Source organism: Streptomyces sp. NPDC002306 (assembly GCF_053593435.1).
This window is the reverse complement of sequence record NZ_JBSFCK010000001.1, coordinates 310848-331204: the sequence shown is the minus strand read 5'-3', so window position 1 is coordinate 331204 and position 20357 is coordinate 310848. Positions and strand designations below refer to the sequence as shown.

At 70.7% G+C, this 20357-nt stretch carries 18 protein-coding genes; all 18 read left to right on the top strand.

Going from position 1 to position 20357, the window contains the following annotated elements:
* The first annotated feature begins 57 nt into the window (after window positions 1–57).
* The gene (locus ACWCQK_RS01445; RefSeq protein ID WP_451150612.1) at window positions 58–1866 is read left to right on the top strand and encodes a DUF5941 domain-containing protein; all 1809 of its coding nucleotides are present in this window, start codon (window positions 58–60) and stop codon (window positions 1864–1866) included.
* Window positions 1863–2615 carry a phosphocholine cytidylyltransferase family protein gene (locus ACWCQK_RS01440; RefSeq protein ID WP_451150610.1) on the top strand — a complete coding sequence of 251 codons (753 nt, stop codon included), beginning with the start codon at window positions 1863–1865 and terminating at the stop codon, window positions 2613–2615. The genes ACWCQK_RS01445 and ACWCQK_RS01440 overlap by 4 nt, the downstream gene beginning before the upstream one ends.
* Complete coding sequence (locus ACWCQK_RS01435) at window positions 2603–3664, top strand: iron-containing alcohol dehydrogenase family protein (RefSeq protein WP_451150608.1); 1062 nt, start codon at window positions 2603–2605, stop codon at window positions 3662–3664. The genes ACWCQK_RS01440 and ACWCQK_RS01435 overlap by 13 nt, the downstream gene beginning before the upstream one ends.
* Window positions 3642–4421, top strand: coding sequence for a CDP-alcohol phosphatidyltransferase family protein (locus ACWCQK_RS01430; protein ID WP_451150606.1), 780 nt, complete (start codon window positions 3642–3644; stop codon window positions 4419–4421). Before ACWCQK_RS01435 ends, ACWCQK_RS01430 begins: the two co-directional genes overlap by 23 nt.
* A gap of 5 nt (window positions 4422–4426) precedes the next feature.
* Complete coding sequence (locus ACWCQK_RS01425; protein WP_451150604.1) at window positions 4427–5299, top strand: glycosyltransferase family 2 protein; 873 nt, start codon at window positions 4427–4429, stop codon at window positions 5297–5299.
* A gap of 95 nt (window positions 5300–5394) precedes the next feature.
* Window positions 5395–6324 carry an ABC transporter permease gene (locus tag ACWCQK_RS01420; protein WP_451150602.1) on the top strand — a complete coding sequence of 310 codons (930 nt, stop codon included), beginning with the start codon at window positions 5395–5397 and terminating at the stop codon, window positions 6322–6324.
* Window positions 6317–7096, top strand: coding sequence for an ABC transporter ATP-binding protein (locus ACWCQK_RS01415; RefSeq protein ID WP_451150600.1), 780 nt, complete (start codon window positions 6317–6319; stop codon window positions 7094–7096). The genes ACWCQK_RS01420 and ACWCQK_RS01415 overlap by 8 nt, the downstream gene beginning before the upstream one ends.
* A 330-nt stretch (window positions 7097–7426) precedes the next feature.
* Window positions 7427–8359, top strand: coding sequence for a squalene synthase HpnC (gene hpnC, locus ACWCQK_RS01410; RefSeq protein ID WP_451150598.1), 933 nt, complete (start codon window positions 7427–7429; stop codon window positions 8357–8359).
* Window positions 8356–9306, top strand: coding sequence for a presqualene diphosphate synthase HpnD (gene hpnD / locus ACWCQK_RS01405; RefSeq protein WP_451150596.1), 951 nt, complete (start codon window positions 8356–8358; stop codon window positions 9304–9306). Before hpnC ends, hpnD begins: the two co-directional genes overlap by 4 nt.
* Window positions 9306–9446, top strand: coding sequence for a DUF6380 family protein (locus tag ACWCQK_RS01400; protein ID WP_451150594.1), 141 nt, complete (start codon window positions 9306–9308; stop codon window positions 9444–9446). Before hpnD ends, ACWCQK_RS01400 begins: the two co-directional genes overlap by 1 nt.
* Window positions 9443–10867: a hydroxysqualene dehydroxylase HpnE gene (gene hpnE / locus ACWCQK_RS01395; RefSeq protein WP_451150592.1), complete on the top strand. Its 1425-nt coding sequence runs from the start codon at window positions 9443–9445 to the stop codon at window positions 10865–10867. Before ACWCQK_RS01400 ends, hpnE begins: the two co-directional genes overlap by 4 nt.
* A complete protein-coding gene (locus tag ACWCQK_RS01390; RefSeq protein ID WP_451150590.1) occupies window positions 10867–11997 on the top strand; it encodes a polyprenyl synthetase family protein in 1131 nt (376 codons plus the stop codon). The genes hpnE and ACWCQK_RS01390 overlap by 1 nt, the downstream gene beginning before the upstream one ends.
* Before the next feature lie 116 nt (window positions 11998–12113).
* On the top strand, window positions 12114–14105 hold the full coding sequence (shc, locus tag ACWCQK_RS01385) for a squalene--hopene cyclase (protein ID WP_451150588.1): 1992 nt from the start codon (window positions 12114–12116) through the stop codon (window positions 14103–14105).
* Window positions 14105–14746: a phosphorylase family protein gene (locus ACWCQK_RS01380; protein WP_451150586.1), complete on the top strand. Its 642-nt coding sequence runs from the start codon at window positions 14105–14107 to the stop codon at window positions 14744–14746. Before shc ends, ACWCQK_RS01380 begins: the two co-directional genes overlap by 1 nt.
* Window positions 14747–14752: 6 nt before the next feature.
* Window positions 14753–15775 (top strand): adenosyl-hopene transferase HpnH, encoded by a 1023-nt coding sequence (gene hpnH / locus ACWCQK_RS01375; RefSeq protein ID WP_451150584.1) that lies wholly within the window; start codon window positions 14753–14755, stop codon window positions 15773–15775.
* A 4-nt stretch (window positions 15776–15779) separates the two neighbouring features.
* Window positions 15780–16934: a flavodoxin-dependent (E)-4-hydroxy-3-methylbut-2-enyl-diphosphate synthase gene (gene ispG / locus ACWCQK_RS01370; protein ID WP_451150582.1), complete on the top strand. Its 1155-nt coding sequence runs from the start codon at window positions 15780–15782 to the stop codon at window positions 16932–16934.
* A gap of 27 nt (window positions 16935–16961) precedes the next feature.
* Window positions 16962–18845: a 1-deoxy-D-xylulose-5-phosphate synthase gene (gene dxs / locus ACWCQK_RS01365; protein WP_451150580.1), complete on the top strand. Its 1884-nt coding sequence runs from the start codon at window positions 16962–16964 to the stop codon at window positions 18843–18845.
* Window positions 18842–20227 (top strand): aspartate aminotransferase family protein, encoded by a 1386-nt coding sequence (locus tag ACWCQK_RS01360; protein WP_451150578.1) that lies wholly within the window; start codon window positions 18842–18844, stop codon window positions 20225–20227. Before dxs ends, ACWCQK_RS01360 begins: the two co-directional genes overlap by 4 nt.
* Window positions 20228–20357 lie beyond the last annotated feature (130 nt).

Sequence of the window (20357 nt, the reverse complement as noted above, 5' to 3'; positions counted from 1 at the left end):
GCCCCCATCGTGTACATGACCGGCGCCAACGCGCCGGCACCCAGGGAGTGAGTTCGGTTGTCGACCGCCATCCTCACCGGCCAGCCGGTCCCCGGATCGTCGATCGAGACCGATCTGCGGTCGTTGGGCTTCGACGTCCGGATCGCCGCCGACACCGCCGAGGCCGAGACACTGCTCGCCCGGACACCGGGTGAGGAGCGGGTCGCCGTCGTCGACGCCCGCTTCGTGGGCCACCCGCACGCGCTGCGGCTCGGCCTGACCGACCCCCGCTTCCCGCTCGCCGCGGTGCCGGGTGCCGTGACCGCCCAGCCCGCGGGCCGGGAGGCGCTGACCCGCGCCATGGCCCGGGAGAGCTCCGCGGACGACGGCGCGACGGCGCCCGGCGACAGCCTCGCCGACCGCATCGCGACCGCCCTGGACGCCGACGGCGCCGACCTGCGCCGTCCCGAGCTCGGCACCCTCGTCGCCGCGGTCCCCGCCGACCCGCAGGCCCGCAACGAGGCACGGCAGGCCGTCGCGGCCGTCGACGACGAGGCCGTACGCCTGAAGTCGGCCGTGAAGGCCCGCGACGGGTTCTTCACCACGTTCTTCATCAGCCCGTACTCGCGCTACCTCGCCCGCTGGTGCGCCCGCCGGGGCCTCACCCCGAACCAGGTCACCACGGCCTCCCTGATCACCGCGCTGATCGCGGCGGCCTGCGCGGCCACCGGCACCCGCGGCGGCTTCGTCGCGGCCGGCGTGCTGCTGATCGCGTCCTTCGTCCTGGACTGCACCGACGGCCAGCTCGCCCGCTACTCGCTCCAGTACTCCACCCTCGGCGCCTGGCTGGACGCCACCTTCGACCGGGCGAAGGAGTACGCCTACTACGCCGGTCTCGCCCTGGGCGCGGCGCGCGGCGGCGACGACGTGTGGGCCCTCGCCCTGGGCGCGATGATCCTCCAGACCTGCCGGCACGTCGTGGACTTCTCCTTCAACGAGGCCAACCACGACGCCGACGCCAACACCAGCCCCACCGCCGCCCTCTCCGGCAAGCTCGACAGCGTCGGCTGGACGGTCTGGGCGCGCCGGATGATAGTCCTGCCCATCGGTGAACGATGGGCGATGATCGCTGTTCTCACGGCACTGACGACACCCCGGATCACCTTCTACGTGCTGCTCGCCGGCTGCGCCTTCGCCGCGACGTACACCACGGCCGGGCGCGTGCTGCGGTCGCTGACCCGCAAGGCGCGGCGCACGGACCGGGCCGCGAAGGCGCTGGCGGACCTGGCGGACAACGGGCCGCTGGCCGCGGCGGTGGGCAGGTTCCGCAGCCCCCACACGCGCTTCCGTTCCGAGTCCCCGCTGCTGCTCGCGGTCATCGGCGTGATGGTCCTCGCCTCGGCCGTGTCCTCCGGCGAGCCCTGGGCCGCCGTCGCGGGCGCCCTCGTCTATGCCGTCACCTCGGGACTGGCCCTCTCCCAGCCCCTCAAGGGCGCCCTCGACTGGCTGGTCCCGCCGCTCTTCCGCGCCGCCGAATACGGCACCGTTCTGGTGCTGGCAGCCAAAGCCGACGTGAACGGAGCACTTCCTGCGGCTTTCGGGCTGGTGGCCGCCGTCGCCTACCATCACTACGACACGGTGTACCGCATCCGCGGTGACGCCGGAGCGCCCCCGGCCTGGCTGGTGCGCGCGATCGGGGGGCAGGAAGGACGGACGCTGCTGGTCAGCGTGCTGGCCGCGCTGCTCACCGGTGCGCAGTTCACGGTCGCGCTCACGGCCCTGGCCGTGGCCGTCGCCCTGCTGGTGCTCGTCGAGAGCATCCGCTTCTGGGTGTCCGCCCACCAGGGCGGCGCACCCGCCGTACACGACGAAGGAGAACCCGCATGATCGGCCTCGTGCTGGCGGCCGGCGCCGGACGGCGCCTGCGCCCCTACACCGACAGCCTTCCCAAGGCTCTGGTGCCGGTGGGGCCCGCGGGCATAGAGGGCGAACCGACCGTCCTCGACCTCACGCTCGGCAACTTCGCCGAGATCGGTCTGACCGAGGTCGCGATCATCGTCGGCTACCGCAAGGAAGCCGTCTACGAGCGAAAGGCGGCCCTGGAGCGGACGTACGGCCTCAAGCTCACCCTCATCGACAACGACAAGGCCGAGGAGTGGAACAACGCCTACTCCCTGTGGTGCGGACGTGACGCCCTCAAGGACGGCGTGATCCTCGCCAACGGCGACACCGTGCACCCGGTCTCCGTCGAGAAGACGCTGCTCGCCGCCCGCGGCGAGGGCAAGCGGATCATCCTCGCGCTGGACACCGTGAAGTCCCTGGCCGACGAGGAGATGAAGGTCGTCGTCGACGCCGACAAGGGCATGACGAAGATCACCAAGCTGATGGACCCCGCCGAGGCGACCGGCGAGTACATCGGCGTCACCCTCATCGAGGGCGACGCCGCCCCCGAGCTTGCCGACGCGCTGAAGACGGTCTGGGAGACCGACCCGCAGCAGTTCTACGAGCACGGCTACCAGGAACTCGTGGACCGGGGCTTCCGGATCGACGTGGCACCGATCGGCGACGTCGACTGGGTCGAGATCGACAACCACGACGATCTGGCCAGGGGACGGGAGATCGCGTGCCGGTACTGACGAGGCTCATCCCCTCACCGGTCGTCGTGGACATCCGCCCGGGTGCCCTCGACGACCTCGGCTGTGTGCTCGCGGACGAGCGCATCTCGCACTCCGGCCGGCTCGCCGTCGCCGTCAGCGGCGGCTCGGGAGCCACGCTGCGCGAGCGCGTCGCCCCCTCGCTGCCCGGCGCCACCTGGTACGAGGTCGGCGGCGGCACCCTCGACGACGCGATCCGGCTGGCCGGCGACATGAAGGCCGGACACTACGACGCGGTCGTGGGGCTCGGCGGCGGCAAGATCATCGACTGTGCCAAGTTCGCCGCGGCGCGCGTCGGCCTTCCGCTGGTCGCGGTCCCGACGAACCTCGCGCACGACGGGCTCTGCTCGCCGGTCGCCACCCTCGACAACGACGCGGGCCGCGGCTCCTACGGTGTGCCGAACCCGATCGCGGTCGTCATCGACCTGGACGTGGTCCGCGACGCGCCCGCGCGTTATGTACGGGCGGGCATCGGCGACGCGGTCTCCAACATCAACGCGATCGCCGACTGGGAGCTGGCCAACCGCGTCAACGGCGAGAAGATCGACGGTCTCGCCGCCGCGATGGCCCGCCAGGCCGGAGAAGCGGTGCTCAGGCACCCCGGAGGCATCGGGGACAACGACTTCCTCCAGGTCCTCGCCGAGGCGCTGGTCCTCACCGGCGTCGCGATGTCGATCTCGGGCGACTCACGGCCCGCCTCGGGCTCCTGCCACGAGATCAACCACGCCTTCGACCTGCTCTTCCCCAAGCGCGCGGCCAGCCACGGCGAGCAGTGCGGCCTGGGCGCGACCTTCGCGATGTACCTGCGCGGAGCCCACGAGGAGTCGGCGTACATGGCCGAGGTGCTGCGCCGGCACGGGCTGCCGGTGCTCCCGGAGGAGATCGGCTTCACCACGGACGAGTTCGTCCGGGTCGTGGCGTTCGCTCCCGAGACCCGGCCCGGCCGCTACACGATCCTCGAACACCTCGACCTCAAGACCGAACAGATCAAGGACATCTACGCCGACTATGTCAAGGCCATCGGTAGCTGAACTCCGTCCGGTCGTCCACCCCGCGGGGGTGAAGGACCGGCGCAGCGGTGAGCACTGGATGGGGCGCCTCTACATGCGAGAGGTGTCCCTGCGCGTCGACCGCTATCTGGTGAACACCAGGGTCACGCCCAACCAGCTCACGTACCTGATGACCGTCTTCGGCGTGCTCGCGGCCCCGGCCCTGCTGGTGCCGGGGATCACGGGCGCCGTCCTCGGTGTGGTGTGCGTCCAGCTGTACCTGCTGCTGGACTGCGTCGACGGCGAGGTCGCCCGCTGGAAGCAGCAGTTCTCGCTCGGCGGCGTCTACCTGGACCGGGTCGGCGCCTATCTGACCGACGCGGCGGTGCTGGTCGGCTTCGGCCTGCGCGCCGCCGACCTGTGGGGCTCCGGCCGCATCGACTGGCTCTGGGCGTTCCTGGGCACCCTGGCCGCCCTCGGCGCGATCCTGATCAAGGCCGAGACCGACCTCGTCGGCGTCGCCCGGCACCAGGGCGGCCTGCCGCCCGTCAAGGAGTCGGCGTCCGAGCCGCGCTCGTCCGGCATGGCGCTGGCCCGCCGGGCCGCCGGGGCGCTCAAGTTCCACCGGCTGGTGCTGGGCATCGAGGCGTCCCTGCTGATCCTGGTCCTGGCCGTACTGGACCAGGTCCGCGGCGACCTCTTCTTCTCCCGCCTCGGTGTCGCCGTGCTGGCCGGCATCGCGCTGCTCCAGACCCTGCTGCACCTGGTGTCCATCCTCGCGTCGAGCAGGCTGCGGTGAGCGGCATGAGGATCGGCGCGGTCATCATCACCATGGGCAACCGCCCCGACGAGCTCAGGGCCCTGATCGACTCGGTCGCCAAGCAGGACGGCGACCCCGTCGAGATGGTCGTCGTCGGCAACGGCTCACCCGTCCCGGACGTCCCCGAGGGCGTGCGCACCATAGAGCTGCCCGAGAACCTCGGCATCCCCGGTGGCCGCAACGTCGGCATCGAGGCCTTCGGCCCCGGCGGCCGCGACGTCGACATACTGCTCTTCCTCGACGACGACGGCCTCCTCGCCCACCACGACACCGCCGAACTGTGCCGGCGGACCTTCGAGGACGACCCCGACCTCGGCATCGTCAGCTTCCGCATCGCCGACCCCGAGACCGGTGTCACCCAGCGCCGGCACGTGCCGCGGCTGCGCGCCGCCGACCCGATGCGCTCCTCCCGGGTCACCACCTTCCTCGGCGGCGCCAACGCGGTCCGTACGAAGGTCTTCGCCGAGGTCGGCGGCCTGCCGGACGCGTTCTTCTACGCCCACGAGGAGACCGACCTGGCCTGGCGGGCCCTCGACGCGGGCTGGATGATCGACTACCGGTCCGACATGGTGCTCCACCACCCGACGACGGCGCCCTCGCGGCACGCGGTCTACCATCGGATGGTCGCCCGCAACCGCGTCTGGCTGGCCCGGCGCAACCTGCCGGCCCCCCTGGTCCCGGTGTACCTCGGCGTCTGGCTGCTGCTGACGCTGCTGCGCCGGCCCTCGCGCTCGGCTCTGCGGGCCTGGTTCGGCGGGTTCAGGGAGGGATGGACCACATCCTGCGGACCCCGCCGGCCCATGAAGTGGCGTACGGTGTGGCGGCTGACCCGACTGGGCCGCCCCCCGGTCATCTGACAGGCTCGTTCCTGAGAACATGCGGGCTGTGCCACGGCCCGGGCTCGTGCCAGGCACACACAGGCCGAGCATCTCGAAGACGAAAGTTTCCACTTGTGAGTGAGACAACGCATGACGGCGGAGTCGCGGTGAGCGCGGCCCCGTCGCCCGACGAGGGCCTCACGGCGGCAGTGCTCGCCTCGAAGTACGGACTGGCCGTGAGCGGCGCCAGGCCGTCGTTCGGCGAGTACGTCCGCCAGCTGTGGGGACGCCGGCACTTCATCCTCGCCTTCTCCCAGGCGAAGCTGACCGCCCAGTACAGCCAGGCCAAGCTCGGCCAGCTCTGGCAGGTGGCCACCCCGCTGCTGAACGCGGCCGTGTACTACTTCATCTTCGGCCTGATCCTCAAGGCCAGCCGCGGCATGCCCATGGACGTGTACATCCCGTTCCTGGTCACGGGTGTGTTCGTCTTCACGTTCACGCAGAGCTCGGTGATGGCGGGCGTGCGCGCGATCTCCGGCAACCTCGGCCTGGTCCGCGCCCTGCACTTCCCGCGGGCCGCGCTCCCGGTCTCCTTCGCGCTCCAGCAACTTCAGCAACTGCTGTACTCGATGCTCGTGCTGTTCATCGTGGCCATCGGCTTCGGCAGCTACCCGAGTCTGTCCTGGCTGCTGATCGTGCCGGTCCTCGCCCTCCAGTTCCTCTTCAACACCGGCCTGGCGCTGATCATGGCCCGGGCCGGTGCCAAGACGCCGGACCTGGCGCAGCTGATGCCGTTCGTGATGCGGACGTGGATGTACGCGTCCGGCGTGATGTTCTCCATCCCGATCATGCTCGCGGACAAGCCGCAGTGGGTCGCCACCGTCCTCCAGTGGAACCCCGCGGCGATCTTCATGGACCTGATGCGCTTCGCCCTGATCGAGGAATACGGTTCCGAGAACCTGCCCGACCACGTCTGGGCGGCCGCGGGCGGCTGGGCGGCGCTGTTCGCCATCGGCGGGTTCATCTACTTCTGGCAGGCGGAGGAGAGGTACGGCCGTGGCTGAGCAGCCGCAGCGCGACACGCGCCCCACCGTGATCGCGGACGACGTGCACATCGTGTACCGCGTCAACGGAGCCAAGGCCGGCAAAGGCAGCGCCACCGCCGCCCTGAGCCGGATCGTCAAGCGCGGCGAGGAGCGGGGTGTGCGCAAGGTGCACGCCGTGCGCGGCGTCTCCTTCGTCGCCTACCGTGGCGAGGCAATCGGCCTGATCGGCTCCAACGGCTCCGGCAAGTCCACGCTGCTGCGGGCCATCGCCGGTCTGCTGCCGCCGGAGAGCGGCAAGGTCTACACCGACGGCCAGCCCTCCCTGCTCGGCGTCAACGCGGCCCTGATGAACGACCTCACCGGCGAGCGGAACGTCATCCTGGGCGGCCTCGCCATGGGCATGTCCCGGGAGGAGGTCAAGGAGCGTTACCAGAGCATCGTCGACTTCTCCGGCATCAATGAGAAGGGCGACTTCATCACCCTGCCGATGCGCACCTACTCCTCCGGCATGGCGGCCCGCCTGCGGTTCTCCATCGCGGCCGCCAAGGACCACGACGTCCTCATGATCGACGAGGCGCTCGCCACCGGTGACCGCAAGTTCCAGATCCGCTCCGAGGAGCGGATCCGGGAGCTGCGCAAGGAGGCCGGCACGGTGTTTCTGGTCAGTCACAGCAACAAGTCCATCCGTGACACCTGCAACCGCGTGCTGTGGCTGGAACGCGGGGAGCTGCGCATGGACGGACCCACCGACGAGGTCCTCAAGGAGTACGAGAAGTTCACGGGCAAGTAGCCCGAATCGCCCGGGGCCCCGCCGGAACTGTTCCGGCGGGGCCCCGCGTCTGCAAAGGAAACGTCAACTCCTGCCCGGCCTAGGAATCTTGACACCAATCGGTGTGTTGTTGTGATGTGCAGGACACCCCCGAGAACCTCACTGCGTTGTACAACGTAAGCTGTACTGGTCCCGAAACACGGCAAGTGGGGCGATAATGCGCGACACCCACCCTCAGGGTCGCCGCGCGGACAGCCGGGCGGCGTGTCCGAAATAGTGTGCATTGGGTCGGCGGTGTAGAACGGGAGATGTGACGGCAATGGCTACGGAAACTCCCCAGCTCAGCGCAGCATGTGCCGTCCCCGCCCAGGGCAGCCCGCGGTGACGGGAACCGACCCGGCCCGCACTGGTGACCCGGAGCGCGGCACGCTCGACAAGGCCGCGAGCGAGAACTTCCCCGTGGCCCCCTTCTTCCTGCCCAGGGACTGGCGCGCCGACCTCATGGCCGTCTACGGCTTCGCCCGGCTCGTCGACGACATCGGCGACGGCGACCTGGCCCCCGGCGGCGCGGACGCCCGACTGCTCGGCGTGTCGGCCACGGAGGCCGAGGACCGGCTCGTCCTGCTCGACGCCTTCGAGGCGGACCTGAACCGGGTCTTCGACGGAGCCCCGCGCCATCCCCTGCTGCGCCGGCTCCAGCCGACCGTCCGCCGCCGCTCGCTGGCCCGCGAGCCCTTTCTCGGCCTGATCGCCGCCAACCGCCAGGACCAGCTCGTGCGGCGCTACGAGACCTACGACGACCTGCTGGCCTACTGCGAGCTGTCCGCCAACCCCGTCGGCCGCCTCGTCCTCGCCGTCACCGGCACCTCGACGCCCGAGCGGATCCGTCTCTCCGACGCGGTCTGCACGGCGCTCCAGATCGTCGAGCACCTCCAGGACGTGGCCGAGGATCTCGGCCGCGACCGCATCTACCTGCCCGCCGAGGACATGAAGCGCTTTCACGTCCAGGAAGCGGATCTCGCCACGCCCACCGCGGGCGCGTCGGTGCGCGCACTGGTCGCATACGAAGCACAACGCGCCCGCGAACTCCTGAATGAAGGCGCCCCCCTCGTGGGTAGCGTCCACGGCAGGCTCAAGCTGCTGCTCGCGGGGTTCGTGGCGGGGGGAAGGGCGGCGGTCCGCGCGATCGCCGCCGCCGAATACGACGTACTTCCCGGCCCGCCCAAGCCCGGCAAGCTCCAGTTGCTGCGCGAGGTGGGCGTGACTCTGCGAGGAGAGGGGTGATCCGGACCGTGGAGTCGGAACAGCACGTGTCCGCACCGGTACTCGCCGCCTACAGCTACTGCGAGGCCGTGACCGGGCAGCAGGCCCGTAACTTCGCGTACGGCATCAGGCTGCTGCCCACGCCCAAGCGCCGCGCGATGTCGGCGCTGTACGCGTTCTCGCGCCGTGTCGACGACATCGGCGACGGCACGCTGGCCGACGACGTCAAGGTGGCCAGGCTCGAGGACACCCGGGCGCTGCTGGCCCGGATCCGGGACGGCGGGGTCGACGAGGACGACACCGACCCGGTCGCCGTCGCCCTCACGCATGCCGCCGAGGCCTTCCCGATCCCGCTCGGCGGCCTGGACGAGCTCATCGACGGCGTGCAGATGGACGTGCGCGGCGAGACCTACGAGACCTGGGACGACCTGAAGGTCTACTGCCGGTGCGTGGCCGGCGCCATCGGGCGGCTGTCGCTCGGGGTGTTCGGTACCGAGCGAGGGGCGCGCGGTGCCGAGCGCGCGCCGGAGTATGCCGACACACTCGGGCTCGCGCTCCAACTCACGAACATCCTCAGAGACGTCCGCGAGGACGCCGAGGGCGGCCGTACCTATCTGCCCGCCGACGACCTCGCCAAGTTCGGCTGCTCGGCCGGGTTCAAGGGACCCAAGCCGCCGGAGGGCTCCGACTTCGCGGGCCTCGTGCACTTCGAGGTACGCAGGGCACGGGCCCTCTTCGCCGAGGGCTACGGGCTGCTGCCCATGCTCGACCGGCGCAGCGGCGCCTGCGTCGCCGCCATGGCCGGCATCTACCGCCGTCTGCTCGACCGCATCGAGCGCGACCCGGAGGCCGTGCTGCGCGGCCGGGTCTCGCTGCCCGGACGCGAGAAGGCCTACGTCGCCGTGCGCGGACTGTCCGGACTCGACACCCGGCACGTGTCCCGGCGGACCATCCGGAGGCGCGCCTGATGGACAATGTGGGCCAAGGTGATTCCACCGGAGAAATGCGGCACGCAACCCTCCGGTCGGGGGCGGCGTCCCTGACTGCAACGGCCTGTCGTGCACGGTTCGAGCGGCACGACAGGTCCGCAGGGGAGGGTGCACGATGAGCGACGCACAGCAGCCCGCGCTGCCCGCGGACGCCACGGCCGCGGCCGGACGGCACGCCGTCGTGGTCGGCGGCGGGCTGGCCGGGGTCACCGCCGCGCTCGCACTCGCCGACGCCGGTGTCCGCGTCACCCTGGTCGAGAGCCGGCCCAGACTCGGCGGACTGGCCTTCTCCTTCCAGCGCGGCGAACTGACCGTCGACAACGGCCAGCACGTGTACCTGCGCTGCTGCACGGCCTACCGCTGGTTCCTCGACCGCATCGAGGGCTCCGCGCTCGCTCCCTTGCAGGATCGTCTCGACGTGCCCGTACTCGACGTGGACCGGCCCGCGGGCCGACGGCTCGGCAGGCTCCGCCGCGACGCCCTCCCGGTGCCGCTGCACCTCGGACGCAGCCTCGCGACCTACCCGCATCTCTCGCTCGCCGAACGCGCCGCGGTCGGACGTGTCGCACTGGCGCTCAAGAGACTCGACCTCGCCGATCCGGCCCTGGACACACAGGACTTCGGCAGCTGGCTGGCCGCGCACGGTCAGTCGGCGCGGGCCATCGAGGCACTGTGGGACCTGGTGGGGGTCGCCACCCTCAACGCGGTGGCCGAGGACGCGTCCCTCGGGCTCGCCGCGATGGTGTTCAAGACCGGTCTGCTGTCCGACCCGGGCGCCGCCGACATCGGCTGGGCGCATGTCCCGTTGGGTGAACTGCACGACCGCCTGGCCCGCAAGGCGCTCGACTCCGCGGGCGTCCGTACCGAAGTCCGTACACGCGTCACCTCCGTCTCCTCAAACGACAACGGGCGGTGGAGCGTTCAGGTTCCCGGCGAGACACTGCGGGCGGACGCGGTCGTCCTCGCCGTACCGCAGCGCGAGACGCACGACCTGCTGCCGCCCGGCGCCCTCGACGCCCCCGGACGACTGCTGGAGATCGGCACCGCGCCGATCCTCAACGTCCACGTCGTCTACGACCGCAAGGTGCTCGACAAGCCCTTCTTCGCCGGCCTCGGCACCCCGGTGCAGTGGGTCTTCGACCGCACGGCGGCCTCCGGGCTGCGCACGGGCCAGTACCTCGCCCTGTCCCAGTCGGCCGCGCAGGACGAGATCGACGAGCCCGTCGCCGTGCTGCGCGAGCGCTACCTGCCCGAGCTGGAGCGGCTGCTGCCGCACGCCCGGCAAGCGCACGTGCGCGACTTCTTCGTGACCCGGGAGCGCACGGCCACGTTCGCTCCCACCCCCGGCGTCGGGCGGCTGCGCCCCGGCGCCCGCACCAGAGCCCCCGGCCTCTACCTGGCCGGCGCGTGGACCGCCACAGGGTGGCCCGCGACCATGGAGAGTGCGGTCCGCAGCGGTGTGAGCGCGGCGGACGCCGCGCTCAGCGCCCTGGGCCGGCCCCGCCCCCACCACCTCTTCGCCCTCGAGGAGGCGGCCTGATGCTCGATCAGCACGGCCCGGCAGGCCCCCGCACCCCTGGCACCGCAACAAGAGGAGAAACTGTGCCCACTGTGCCCCCGGCCTCGACGGCTGCCGACGCGGTGGACGTGACCGCGCTCCTGGAGCGCGGCCGGACCCTGGCCACACCGGTACTGCGCGCGGCCGTCGACCGCCTGGCGCCTCCCATGGACACCGTTTCCGCCTACCACTTCGGCTGGATCGACGCGGCGGGCAACCCCACGGCCGGCGACGGCGGCAAGGCCGTCCGCCCCGCGCTCGCCGTGCTCTCCGCCGAGGTCACCGGAGCCGCCCCCGAGGTCGGCATCCCCGGCGCGGTCGCCGTGGAACTGGTCCACAACTTCTCGCTCCTGCACGACGACCTGATGGACGGCGACGAACAGCGCCGCCACCGTGACACCGTCTGGAAGGTGCACGGCCCGGCCCAGGCGATCCTGGTCGGCGACGCCCTGTTCGCCCTCGCCAACGAGGTCCTGCTGGAGCTCGGCACCGTCGAGGCGGGCCGCGCCACCCGCCGCCTGACCACCGCCACCCGTGCCCTGATCGACGGCCAGGCGCAGGACATCTCCTACGAGCACCGCGACCGCGTCAGTGTCGAGGAGTGCCTGGAGATGGAGGGCAACAAGACCGGCGCCCTGCTGGCCTGCGCCAGCTCCATCGGCGCCGTGCTCGGCGGCGCGGACGACCGCACCGCCGACACCCTGGAGAAGTACGGCTACCACCTCGGTCTGGCCTTCCAGGCCGTCGACGACCTTCTCGGCATCTGGGGCGACCCGGACGCCACCGGCAAGCAGACCTGGAGCGACCTGCGCCAGCGCAAGAAGTCCCTGCCCGTGGTGGCCGCGCTCGCGGCGGGCGGCCCCGCCTCCACGCGGCTCGGTGAGATCCTCGCCGCCGACGCCAAGAGCAGCGACTTCGCGACCTTCTCCGAGGAGGAGTTCGCGGCCCGCGCCGCGCTCATCGAGGAGGCGGGCGGCCGCGAGTGGACCGCCCAGGAGGCACGCCGGCAGCACACCGTCGCCATCGAGGCACTGCACGCCGTCGACATGCCCGAGCAGGTACGGGCCCGGTTCACCGCGCTCGCCGACTTCGTCGTCGTACGAAAGAGATGATCACTATCGGTCGAATAGCCCTCGCGTAGTCGCCGGCCGGTGTCGCGGGTAGTGGCACACCGGCCGACGGCGGACCCACAGCAGCACGACTCGAACGACTGCACGAAGGGGAAGCCATGACAGCGACGACCGACGGAAGCACCGGGGCCCTGCCGCCCCGCGCTGCCGCGGCCAGCGACACCGACATCAGCACCCCCGCGGCGGCCGGGGTACCCGAAGCCGCCCAGCGCGCGGTGCGCGGCGCCACCGACTACCTGCTGTCCCGGCAGCACGCCGAGGGCTGGTGGAAGGGCGACCTCGAGACCAACGTCACCATGGACGCCGAGGACCTGCTGCTGCGCCAGTTCCTCGGCATCGGCGACGAGACGACGACCCGCGCGGCCGGCCTCTTCATCCGGGGCGAGCAGCGCGAGGACGGCACCTGGGCCGGCTTCTACGGCGGCCCCGGCGAACTCTCCACCACCATCGAGGCGTACGTCGCCCTGCGCCTGGCCGGTGACGCCCCGGACGCACCGCACATGGCGCGCGCGTCGGCCTGGATCCGCGCCCGGGGCGGTATCGCCGCCGCCCGGGTCTTCACCCGGATCTGGCTGGCCCTGTTCGGCTGGTGGAAGTGGGAGGACCTGCCCGAACTCCCGCCGGAAATCATCTACTTCCCCAAGTGGGTCCCGCTCAACATCTACGACTTCGGCTGCTGGGCCCGCCAGACCATCGTCCCGCTGACGATCGTCTCGGCGAAGCGCCCGGTGCGCCCCGCGCCCTTCGCGCTCGACGAGCTGCACACCGACCCCGCCCAGCCCAACCCCGCCAAGCCCCTCGCCCCGGTGGCGAGTTGGAACGGCGCCTTCCAGCGGCTCGACAAGGCGCTGCACGTGCTGCGCAAGGTCGCGCCGCGCGGACTGCGCCGGGCGGCCCTGAACTCGGCGGGCCGCTGGATCGTCGAGCGGCAGGAGAACGACGGCTGCTGGGGCGGTATCCAGCCGCCGGCCGTGTACTCGGTCATCGCGCTCTCCCTGCTCGGCTACGACCTCGAACACCCCGTGATGCGCGCGGGACTGGAGTCGCTGAACCGGTTCGCCGTCTGGCGCGAGGACGGCGCCCGGATGATCGAGGCCTGCCAGTCCCCGGTGTGGGACACCTGCCTGGCGGCCATCGCGCTCGCCGACGCGGGGCTGCCCGCCGACCACCCGCAGCTCGTCAAGGCCGCCGACTGGATGCTCGGCGAGCAGATCGTGCGGCCCGGCGACTGGTCGGTCAAGCGGCCCGGACTCCCGCCGGGCGGCTGGGCGTTCGAGTTCCACAACGACAACTACCCCGACATCGACGACACCGCCGAGGTCGTCCTCGCGCTGCGCCGGATCAAGCACCACGACCCGGAGCGCATGGAGAAGGCGATCGGGCGCGGGGTGCGCTGGAACCTCGGCATGCAGTCGAAGAACGGGGCGTGGGGCGCCTTCGACGTCGACAACACCAGCCCGTTCCCCAACCGGCTGCCGTTCTGCGACTTCGGGGAGGTCATCGACCCGCCGTCCGCCGACGTCACCGCGCACGTCGTCGAGATGCTCGCCGTCGAGGGCATGTCCCACGACCCGCGCACCCGGCGCGGTATCGAGTGGCTGCTGGCCGAACAGGAGTCCGACGGCTCGTGGTTCGGCCGCTGGGGCGTCAACTACATCTACGGCACCGGCTCGGTGGTGCCGGCCCTGACCGCCGCCGGACTGCCCGCCTCGCACCCGGCGATCCGCCGGGCCGTGAACTGGCTGGAGTCGGTCCAGAACGACGACGGCGGCTGGGGCGAGGATCTGCGCTCTTACCAGGACGGCGCGCGATGGAGCGGCAGAGGCGACTCCACCGCCTCGCAGACCGCGTGGGCGCTGATGGCGTTGCTGGCGGCGGGGGAGCGCGCCTCCAAGGCCGTGGAACGCGCCGTCGAGTGGCTGGTGACCACCCAGCGGGCGGACGGCTCCTGGGACGAGCCGTACTTCACCGGGACCGGCTTCCCCTGGGACTTCTCCATCAACTACCACCTCTACCGTCAGGTCTTCCCGCTCACCGCGCTCGGCCGCTACGTGCACGGGGAGCCCTTCGCCGCCGCCAAGGAGGGCTGATGAGCGCCAAGCCGGCCGGGGCCCCGCTGCTGATCGCCTGCGCGCTCGGCATCGAACACCTCGCGCTGCGCCTGGGCGACCGCGGCGGCGCGGACGGCCCGGTCACGGTCCTGCGTACCGGCATGGGGCCCAGGGCGGCCGAACGCTCGGTCGCGCGGGTGCTGGCCGACCCGCCGCTCACCGAGGCCGCCGTGCTGGCCACCGGCTTCTGCGCGGGACTCGCCCCGGGCATGCACCCCGGCGACCTGGTGGTCGCCGAGGAGACCCGGGACCCGCGCGGAAACGTTCCGTGCCTCGGCACCGAACTGCTCGTCAAGGAACTCGTGCGCACTCTGCCCGGGCGCACCGTCCACACCGGGCCCCTCATCGGTTCCGACCATGTCGTGCGCGGACCGGAGCGGTCCGATCTGCTCGCGACCGGCGCCATCGCGGTCGACATGGAATCGGCCGCCACGCTGCTGAGTGCCGTACAGGCCGGGGAACGCCCGGTTGCGGCCGTACGGGTGGTCGTGGACGCTCCTGAACATGAACTGGTCCGGATCGGCACGGTGCGCGGTGGAATATCGGCTTTCCGCGTTCTTCGTTCCGTTCTTCCCGCTTTCTTCGAATGGCACCGTTCTTTGCTGCTCCCCAGGAGGTGAGCCCAGATGGCCATGCCGCTGCGTCAGTCCATCAAGGTCGCTACATACTTGGCTGAACAGAAGCTCCGCAAGCGGGAAAAGTTCCCTCTGATCGTGGAGCTGGAACCGCTCTTCGCGTGCAACCTGAAGTGCGAGGGCTGCGGCAAGATCCAGCATCCGGCGGGTGTCCTCAAGCAGCGCATGCCGGTCGCCCAGGCTGTCGGGGCGGTGCTCGAATCCGGTGCCCCCATGGTCTCCATCGCCGGCGGCGAGCCGCTGATGCACCCTCAGATCGACGAGATCGTGCGCCAGTTGGTGGCCAAGAAGAAGTACGTCTTCCTCTGCACCAACGCCATCCTGCTGCGCAAGAAGATGGAGAAGTTCACGCCCTCTCCCTACTTCGCCTTCGCCGTGCACATCGACGGGCTGCGCGAGCGGCACGACGAGTCGGTGGCCAAGGAGGGCGTGTTCGACGAGGCCGTGGCGGCCATCAAGGAGGCCAAGCGGCGCGGCTTCCGGGTGACCACCAACTCGACCTTCTTCAACACCGACACCCCGCAGACCATCATCGAGGTGCTCAACTTCCTCAACGACGACCTGCGCGTCGACGAGATGATGATCTCTCCCGCCTACGCCTACGAGAAGGCGCCCGACCAGGAGCACTTCCTGGGCGTGGAGCAGACCCGTGAGCTGTTCAAGAAGGCCTTCGCGGGCGGCAACCGGCGCAAGTGGCGGCTCAACCACTCCCCGCTCTTCCTGGACTTCCTGGAGGGCAAGGTCGACTTCCCGTGCACGGCGTGGGCGATCCCGAACTACTCGCTCTTCGGCTGGCAGCGCCCCTGCTACCTGATGAGCGACGGATACGTGCCGACGTACCGCGAGTTGATCGAGGAGACCGACTGGGACAAGTACGGCCGCGGCAAGGACCCGCGCTGCGCCAACTGCATGGCGCACTGCGGCTACGAACCCACCGCCGTCCTCGCCACCATGGGATCGCTGAAGGAGTCGCTGCGCGCCATGCGCGAGACCATCTCGGGAAACCGCGAGTGACGGCATGACGGCCGTCTCCTTGGGCGTTCCCGAGGTGCCGGCCCGGCCGATCGCCGAGCGACGCGAGTCGCGGCGGATCCAGGTCGGGCCGGTGGCCGTCGGGGACGCGCCGGTCTCGGTGCAGTCGATGACGACGACGCGTACGTCGGACATCGGTGCGACGTTGCAGCAGATCGCGGAGCTGACGGCGTCGGGGTGTCAGATCGTGCGGGTGGCGTGTCCGACGCAGGATGACGCGGACGCGTTGTCGACGATCGCGCGCAAGTCGCAGATTCCGGTGATCGCGGACATTCATTTCCAGCCGAAGTACGTGTTCGCGGCGATCGAGGCGGGTTGCGCGGCGGTGCGGGTGAACCCGGGCAACATCAAGCAGTTCGACGACAAGGTCAAGGAGATCGCGCGGGCGGCGAAGGACCACGGGACGCCGATCCGGATCGGGGTGAACGCGGGTTCGCTGGACCGTCGTCTGCTGCAGAAGTACGGCAGGGCGACGCCGGAGGCGCTGGCGGAGTCGGCGCTGTGGGAGGCGTCGCTGTTCGAGGAGCACGGCTTCCGGGACATCAAGATCTCGGTGAAGCACAACGACCCGGTCATCATGGTCGAGGCGTACCGGCAGCTGGCCGCGCAGTGCGACTACCCGCTGCACCTGGGCGTGACGGAGGCGGGTCCCGCCTTCCAGGGCACGATCAAGTCGGCGGTCGCCTTCGGCGCGCTCCTCTCCCAGGGCATCGGCGACACCATCCGCGTGTCGTTGTCGGCGCCTCCCGTGGAGGAGGTCAAGGTCGGCAACCAGATTCTGGAGTCCCTCAACCTCAGGCAGCGCGGCCTGGAGATCGTCTCCTGCCCGTCCTGTGGCCGTGCCCAGGTCGACGTCTACAAGCTGGCCGAGGAGGTCACGGCGGGTCTTGAGGGCATGGAGGTCCCGTTGCGTGTGGCGGTCATGGGCTGTGTGGTGAACGGTCCGGGCGAGGCCCGTGAGGCCGACCTGGGTGTCGCCTCCGGCAACGGCAAGGGGCAGATCTTCGTGAAGGGCGAGGTCATCAAGACCGTCCCCGAGTCGAAGATCGTGGAGACCCTGATCGAAGAGGCCATGAAGATCGCCGAACAGTTGGAGCAGGACGGCGTCGCGGCGGGGGAGCCGGCCGTCACCGTGAGCTGAACAGCACGGACCGAAGGGGGCCCGAGCGTGACGATTCTGGAGAGCATCCGGGGACCACGCGACCTTAAGGCGCTGTCCGAGGCGGATCTCGGCGAACTGTCCGAGGAGATCAGGGAGTTCCTGGTGCACGCGGTCGCCAGGACCGGGGGGCACCTCGGACCCAACCTGGGGGTGGTGGAACTGTCCATCGCGCTCCACCGGGTCTTCGAGTCACCGGTCGACCGCATCGTCTGGGACACCGGCCATCAGAGCTATGTGCACAAACTGTTGACGGGGCGTCAGGACTTCTCGAAGCTGCGCGGCAAGGGCGGCCTGTCCGGCTATCCGTCGCGCGAGGAGTCCGAGCACGACATCGTGGAGAACAGCCACGCCTCCACCGCGCTCGGCTGGGCGGACGGCCTCGCCAAGGCCCGCCAGGTGCGGGGGGAGAAGGGCCACGTCGTCGCGGTCATCGGCGACGGGGCGCTCACCGGCGGTATGGCCTGGGAGGCGCTCAACAACATCGCCGCCGCGAAGGACCAGCCGCTGATCATCGTCGTCAACGACAACGAACGTTCCTACGCGCCGACCATAGGCGGTCTCGCCAACCACCTGGCGACCCTGCGCACCACCGACGGCTACGAACAGGTCCTGGCCTGGGGCAAGGACGTACTGCAACGGACCCCGGTCGTCGGCCACACGCTCTACGAGTCGCTGCACGGCGCCAAGAAGGGTTTCAAGGACGCCTTCGCGCCCCAGGGCATGTTCGAGGACCTGGGGCTGAAGTACGTCGGACCGATCGACGGGCACGACCTCAAGGCCGTCGAGTCCGCGCTGCGCCGCGCCAAGCGCTTCCACGGACCGGTCCTCGTCCACTGCCTCACCGAGAAGGGACGCGGCTACGAACCCGCCCTCGCCCATGACGAGGACCGCTTCCACACCGTCGGCGTGATGGACCCGCTCACCTGCGAGCCGCTCACACCGGCCGGCGGACCGTCCTGGACCTCGGTGTTCGGCGAGGAGATCGTCCGGATCGGCGAGGAGCGGGACGACATCGTGGCGATCACCGCGGCCATGCTGCACCCGGTGGGCCTCGGCAAGTTCGCCGCCCGCTTCCCGGACCGGGTCTGGGACGTCGGCATCGCCGAGCAGCACGCGGTCGTCTCGGCGGCGGGTCTGGCGACCGGCGGCCTGCACCCCGTCGTGGCCGTCTACGCCACCTTCCTCAACCGCGCCTTCGACCAGCTGCTCATGGACGTCGCGCTGCACCGCTGCGGAGTCACCTTCGTCCTCGACCGGGCCGGCGTCACCGGTGTGGACGGCGCCTCGCACAACGGCATGTGGGACATGTCCGTGCTCCAGGTCGTCCCGGGCCTCAGGATCGCCGCGCCGCGCGACGCCGACCAGCTCCGTGCCCAGCTGCGCGAGGCCGTCGCCGTGGACGACGCGCCGACGCTGGTGCGCTTCCCGAAGGAGTCGGTGGGCCCACGGATCCCGGCCGTCGGCCACGTGGGCGGCCTGGACATCCTGCACCACGGCCCGGAGACGCCCGAGGTGCTGCTGGTGGCCGTCGGCGTCATGGCGCCGGTCTGCCTCCAGGCCGCCGAGCTCCTCGAAGCGCGCGGCATCGGCTGCACCGTGGTCGACCCGCGCTGGGTCAAGCCCGTCGACCCGGCGCTCCCCGGCCTCGCCGCCGCTCACCGGCTGGTGGCCGTCGTCGAGGACAACAGCCGCGCGGCCGGCGTCGGCGGAGCGGTCGCGCTCGCGCTGGGCGACGCCGACGTCGACGTACCCGTGCGGCGGTTCGGCATCCCGGAACAGTTCCTCGCCCATGCCAAGCGCGGCGAGGTGCTCGCCGACATCGGCCTCACCCCGGTCGAGGTCGCCGGACGGATCAGCGCAAGCCTGGCAGTCAAGGAGAAACCCGAATGACCGAGGAGTTCGACCTCGCCGCGCTGCTGGCCGAGCGCGGAGCCGAGCGCTACGAGCTGCACACCAAGCACCTCAACCACCAGCTCCCGCGCATGCTGCACACCATCGGCTTCGACCGGGTCTACGTGCGGGCCGAAGGCGCGTACTTCTGGGACGCGGACGGCGACGACTACCTGGACATGCTCGCCGGGTTCGGCGTGATGGGCCTGGGACGCCACCACCCGGTGGTCCGCAAGGCGCTGCACGACGTCCTGGACGCCGGCCTCGCCGACCTCACCCGCTTCGACTGCCAGCCGCTGCCCGGACTGCTGGCCGAGAAGCTGCTCGCGCACAGCCCGCACCTGGACCGGGTGTTCTTCGGCAACAGCGGCACGGAGGCGGTCGAGACCGCGCTGAAGTTCGCCCGGTACGCCACGGGCAGGCAGCGCGTCCTGTACTGCGACCACGCCTTCCACGGGCTGACCACCGGCTCGCTCTCCGTGAACGGCGAGTCCGGCTTCCGGGACGGGTTCGCACCCCTGCTGCCCGACACGGCCGTCCCGCTCGGCGACCTCGACGCGCTCGCCCGGGAGCTGCGCAAGGGGGACGTGGCGGCCCTCGTCGTCGAGCCGATCCAGGGCAAGGGCGTCCACGAGGCGCCCCCCGGCTATCTGCGCGCCGCGCAGGAACTGCTGCACCGGCACAAGGCGCTGCTCATCGCCGACGAGGTGCAGACGGGGCTCGGCAGGACCGGCGACTTCTACGCCTACCAGCACGAGGACGGCGTCGAGCCGGACCTCGTGTGCGTGGCCAAGGCGCTCTCCGGCGGTTATGTGCCGGTGGGCGCCACGCTCGGCAAGGACTGGATCTTCAAGAAGGTCTACTCGTCCATGGACCGGGTGCTGGTCCACTCGGCGAGCTTCGGGTCCAACGCCCAGGCGATGGCAGCCGGGCTCGCCGTGCTGTCGGTCATGGAGAACGAGCAGATCGTCGCGAACGCCCGCGCCACCGGCGACCTGCTGAGGTCCCGGCTCGCCGCGCTGACGGACAAGTACGAGCTGCTCGCCGACGTCCGCGGCCGGGGTCTGATGATCGGTATCGAGTTCGGCAGGCCGAAGTCGCTGAAGCTGCGCAGCCGCTGGACCATGCTCCAGGCCGCGCGCAAGGGTCTGTTCGCGCAGATGGTGGTGGTGCCGCTGCTCCAGCGGCACCGGATCCTCACCCAGGTCTCCGGAGATCATCTGGAGGTGATCAAGCTGATCCCGCCGCTGATCGTCGGCGAGCGGGAGGTGGACCGGTTCGTCGACGCCTTCACCGAGGTGATGGACGACGCCCACAGCGGCGGCGGTCTGATGTGGGACTTCGGCAAGACGCTGGTCAAGCAGGCGGTGGCCAACCGGTAGCCAACCGGTAGGCGGACCGGCGGACGAGGAGGCCGGCGGAGAGATCTGCTCTGTGGACCGAGAGATCCGCCTCTGCGGACGGGAGGGATTTGCCTCTGAGGCAAACAATTTGCCGCTGGGGCAAAATTCC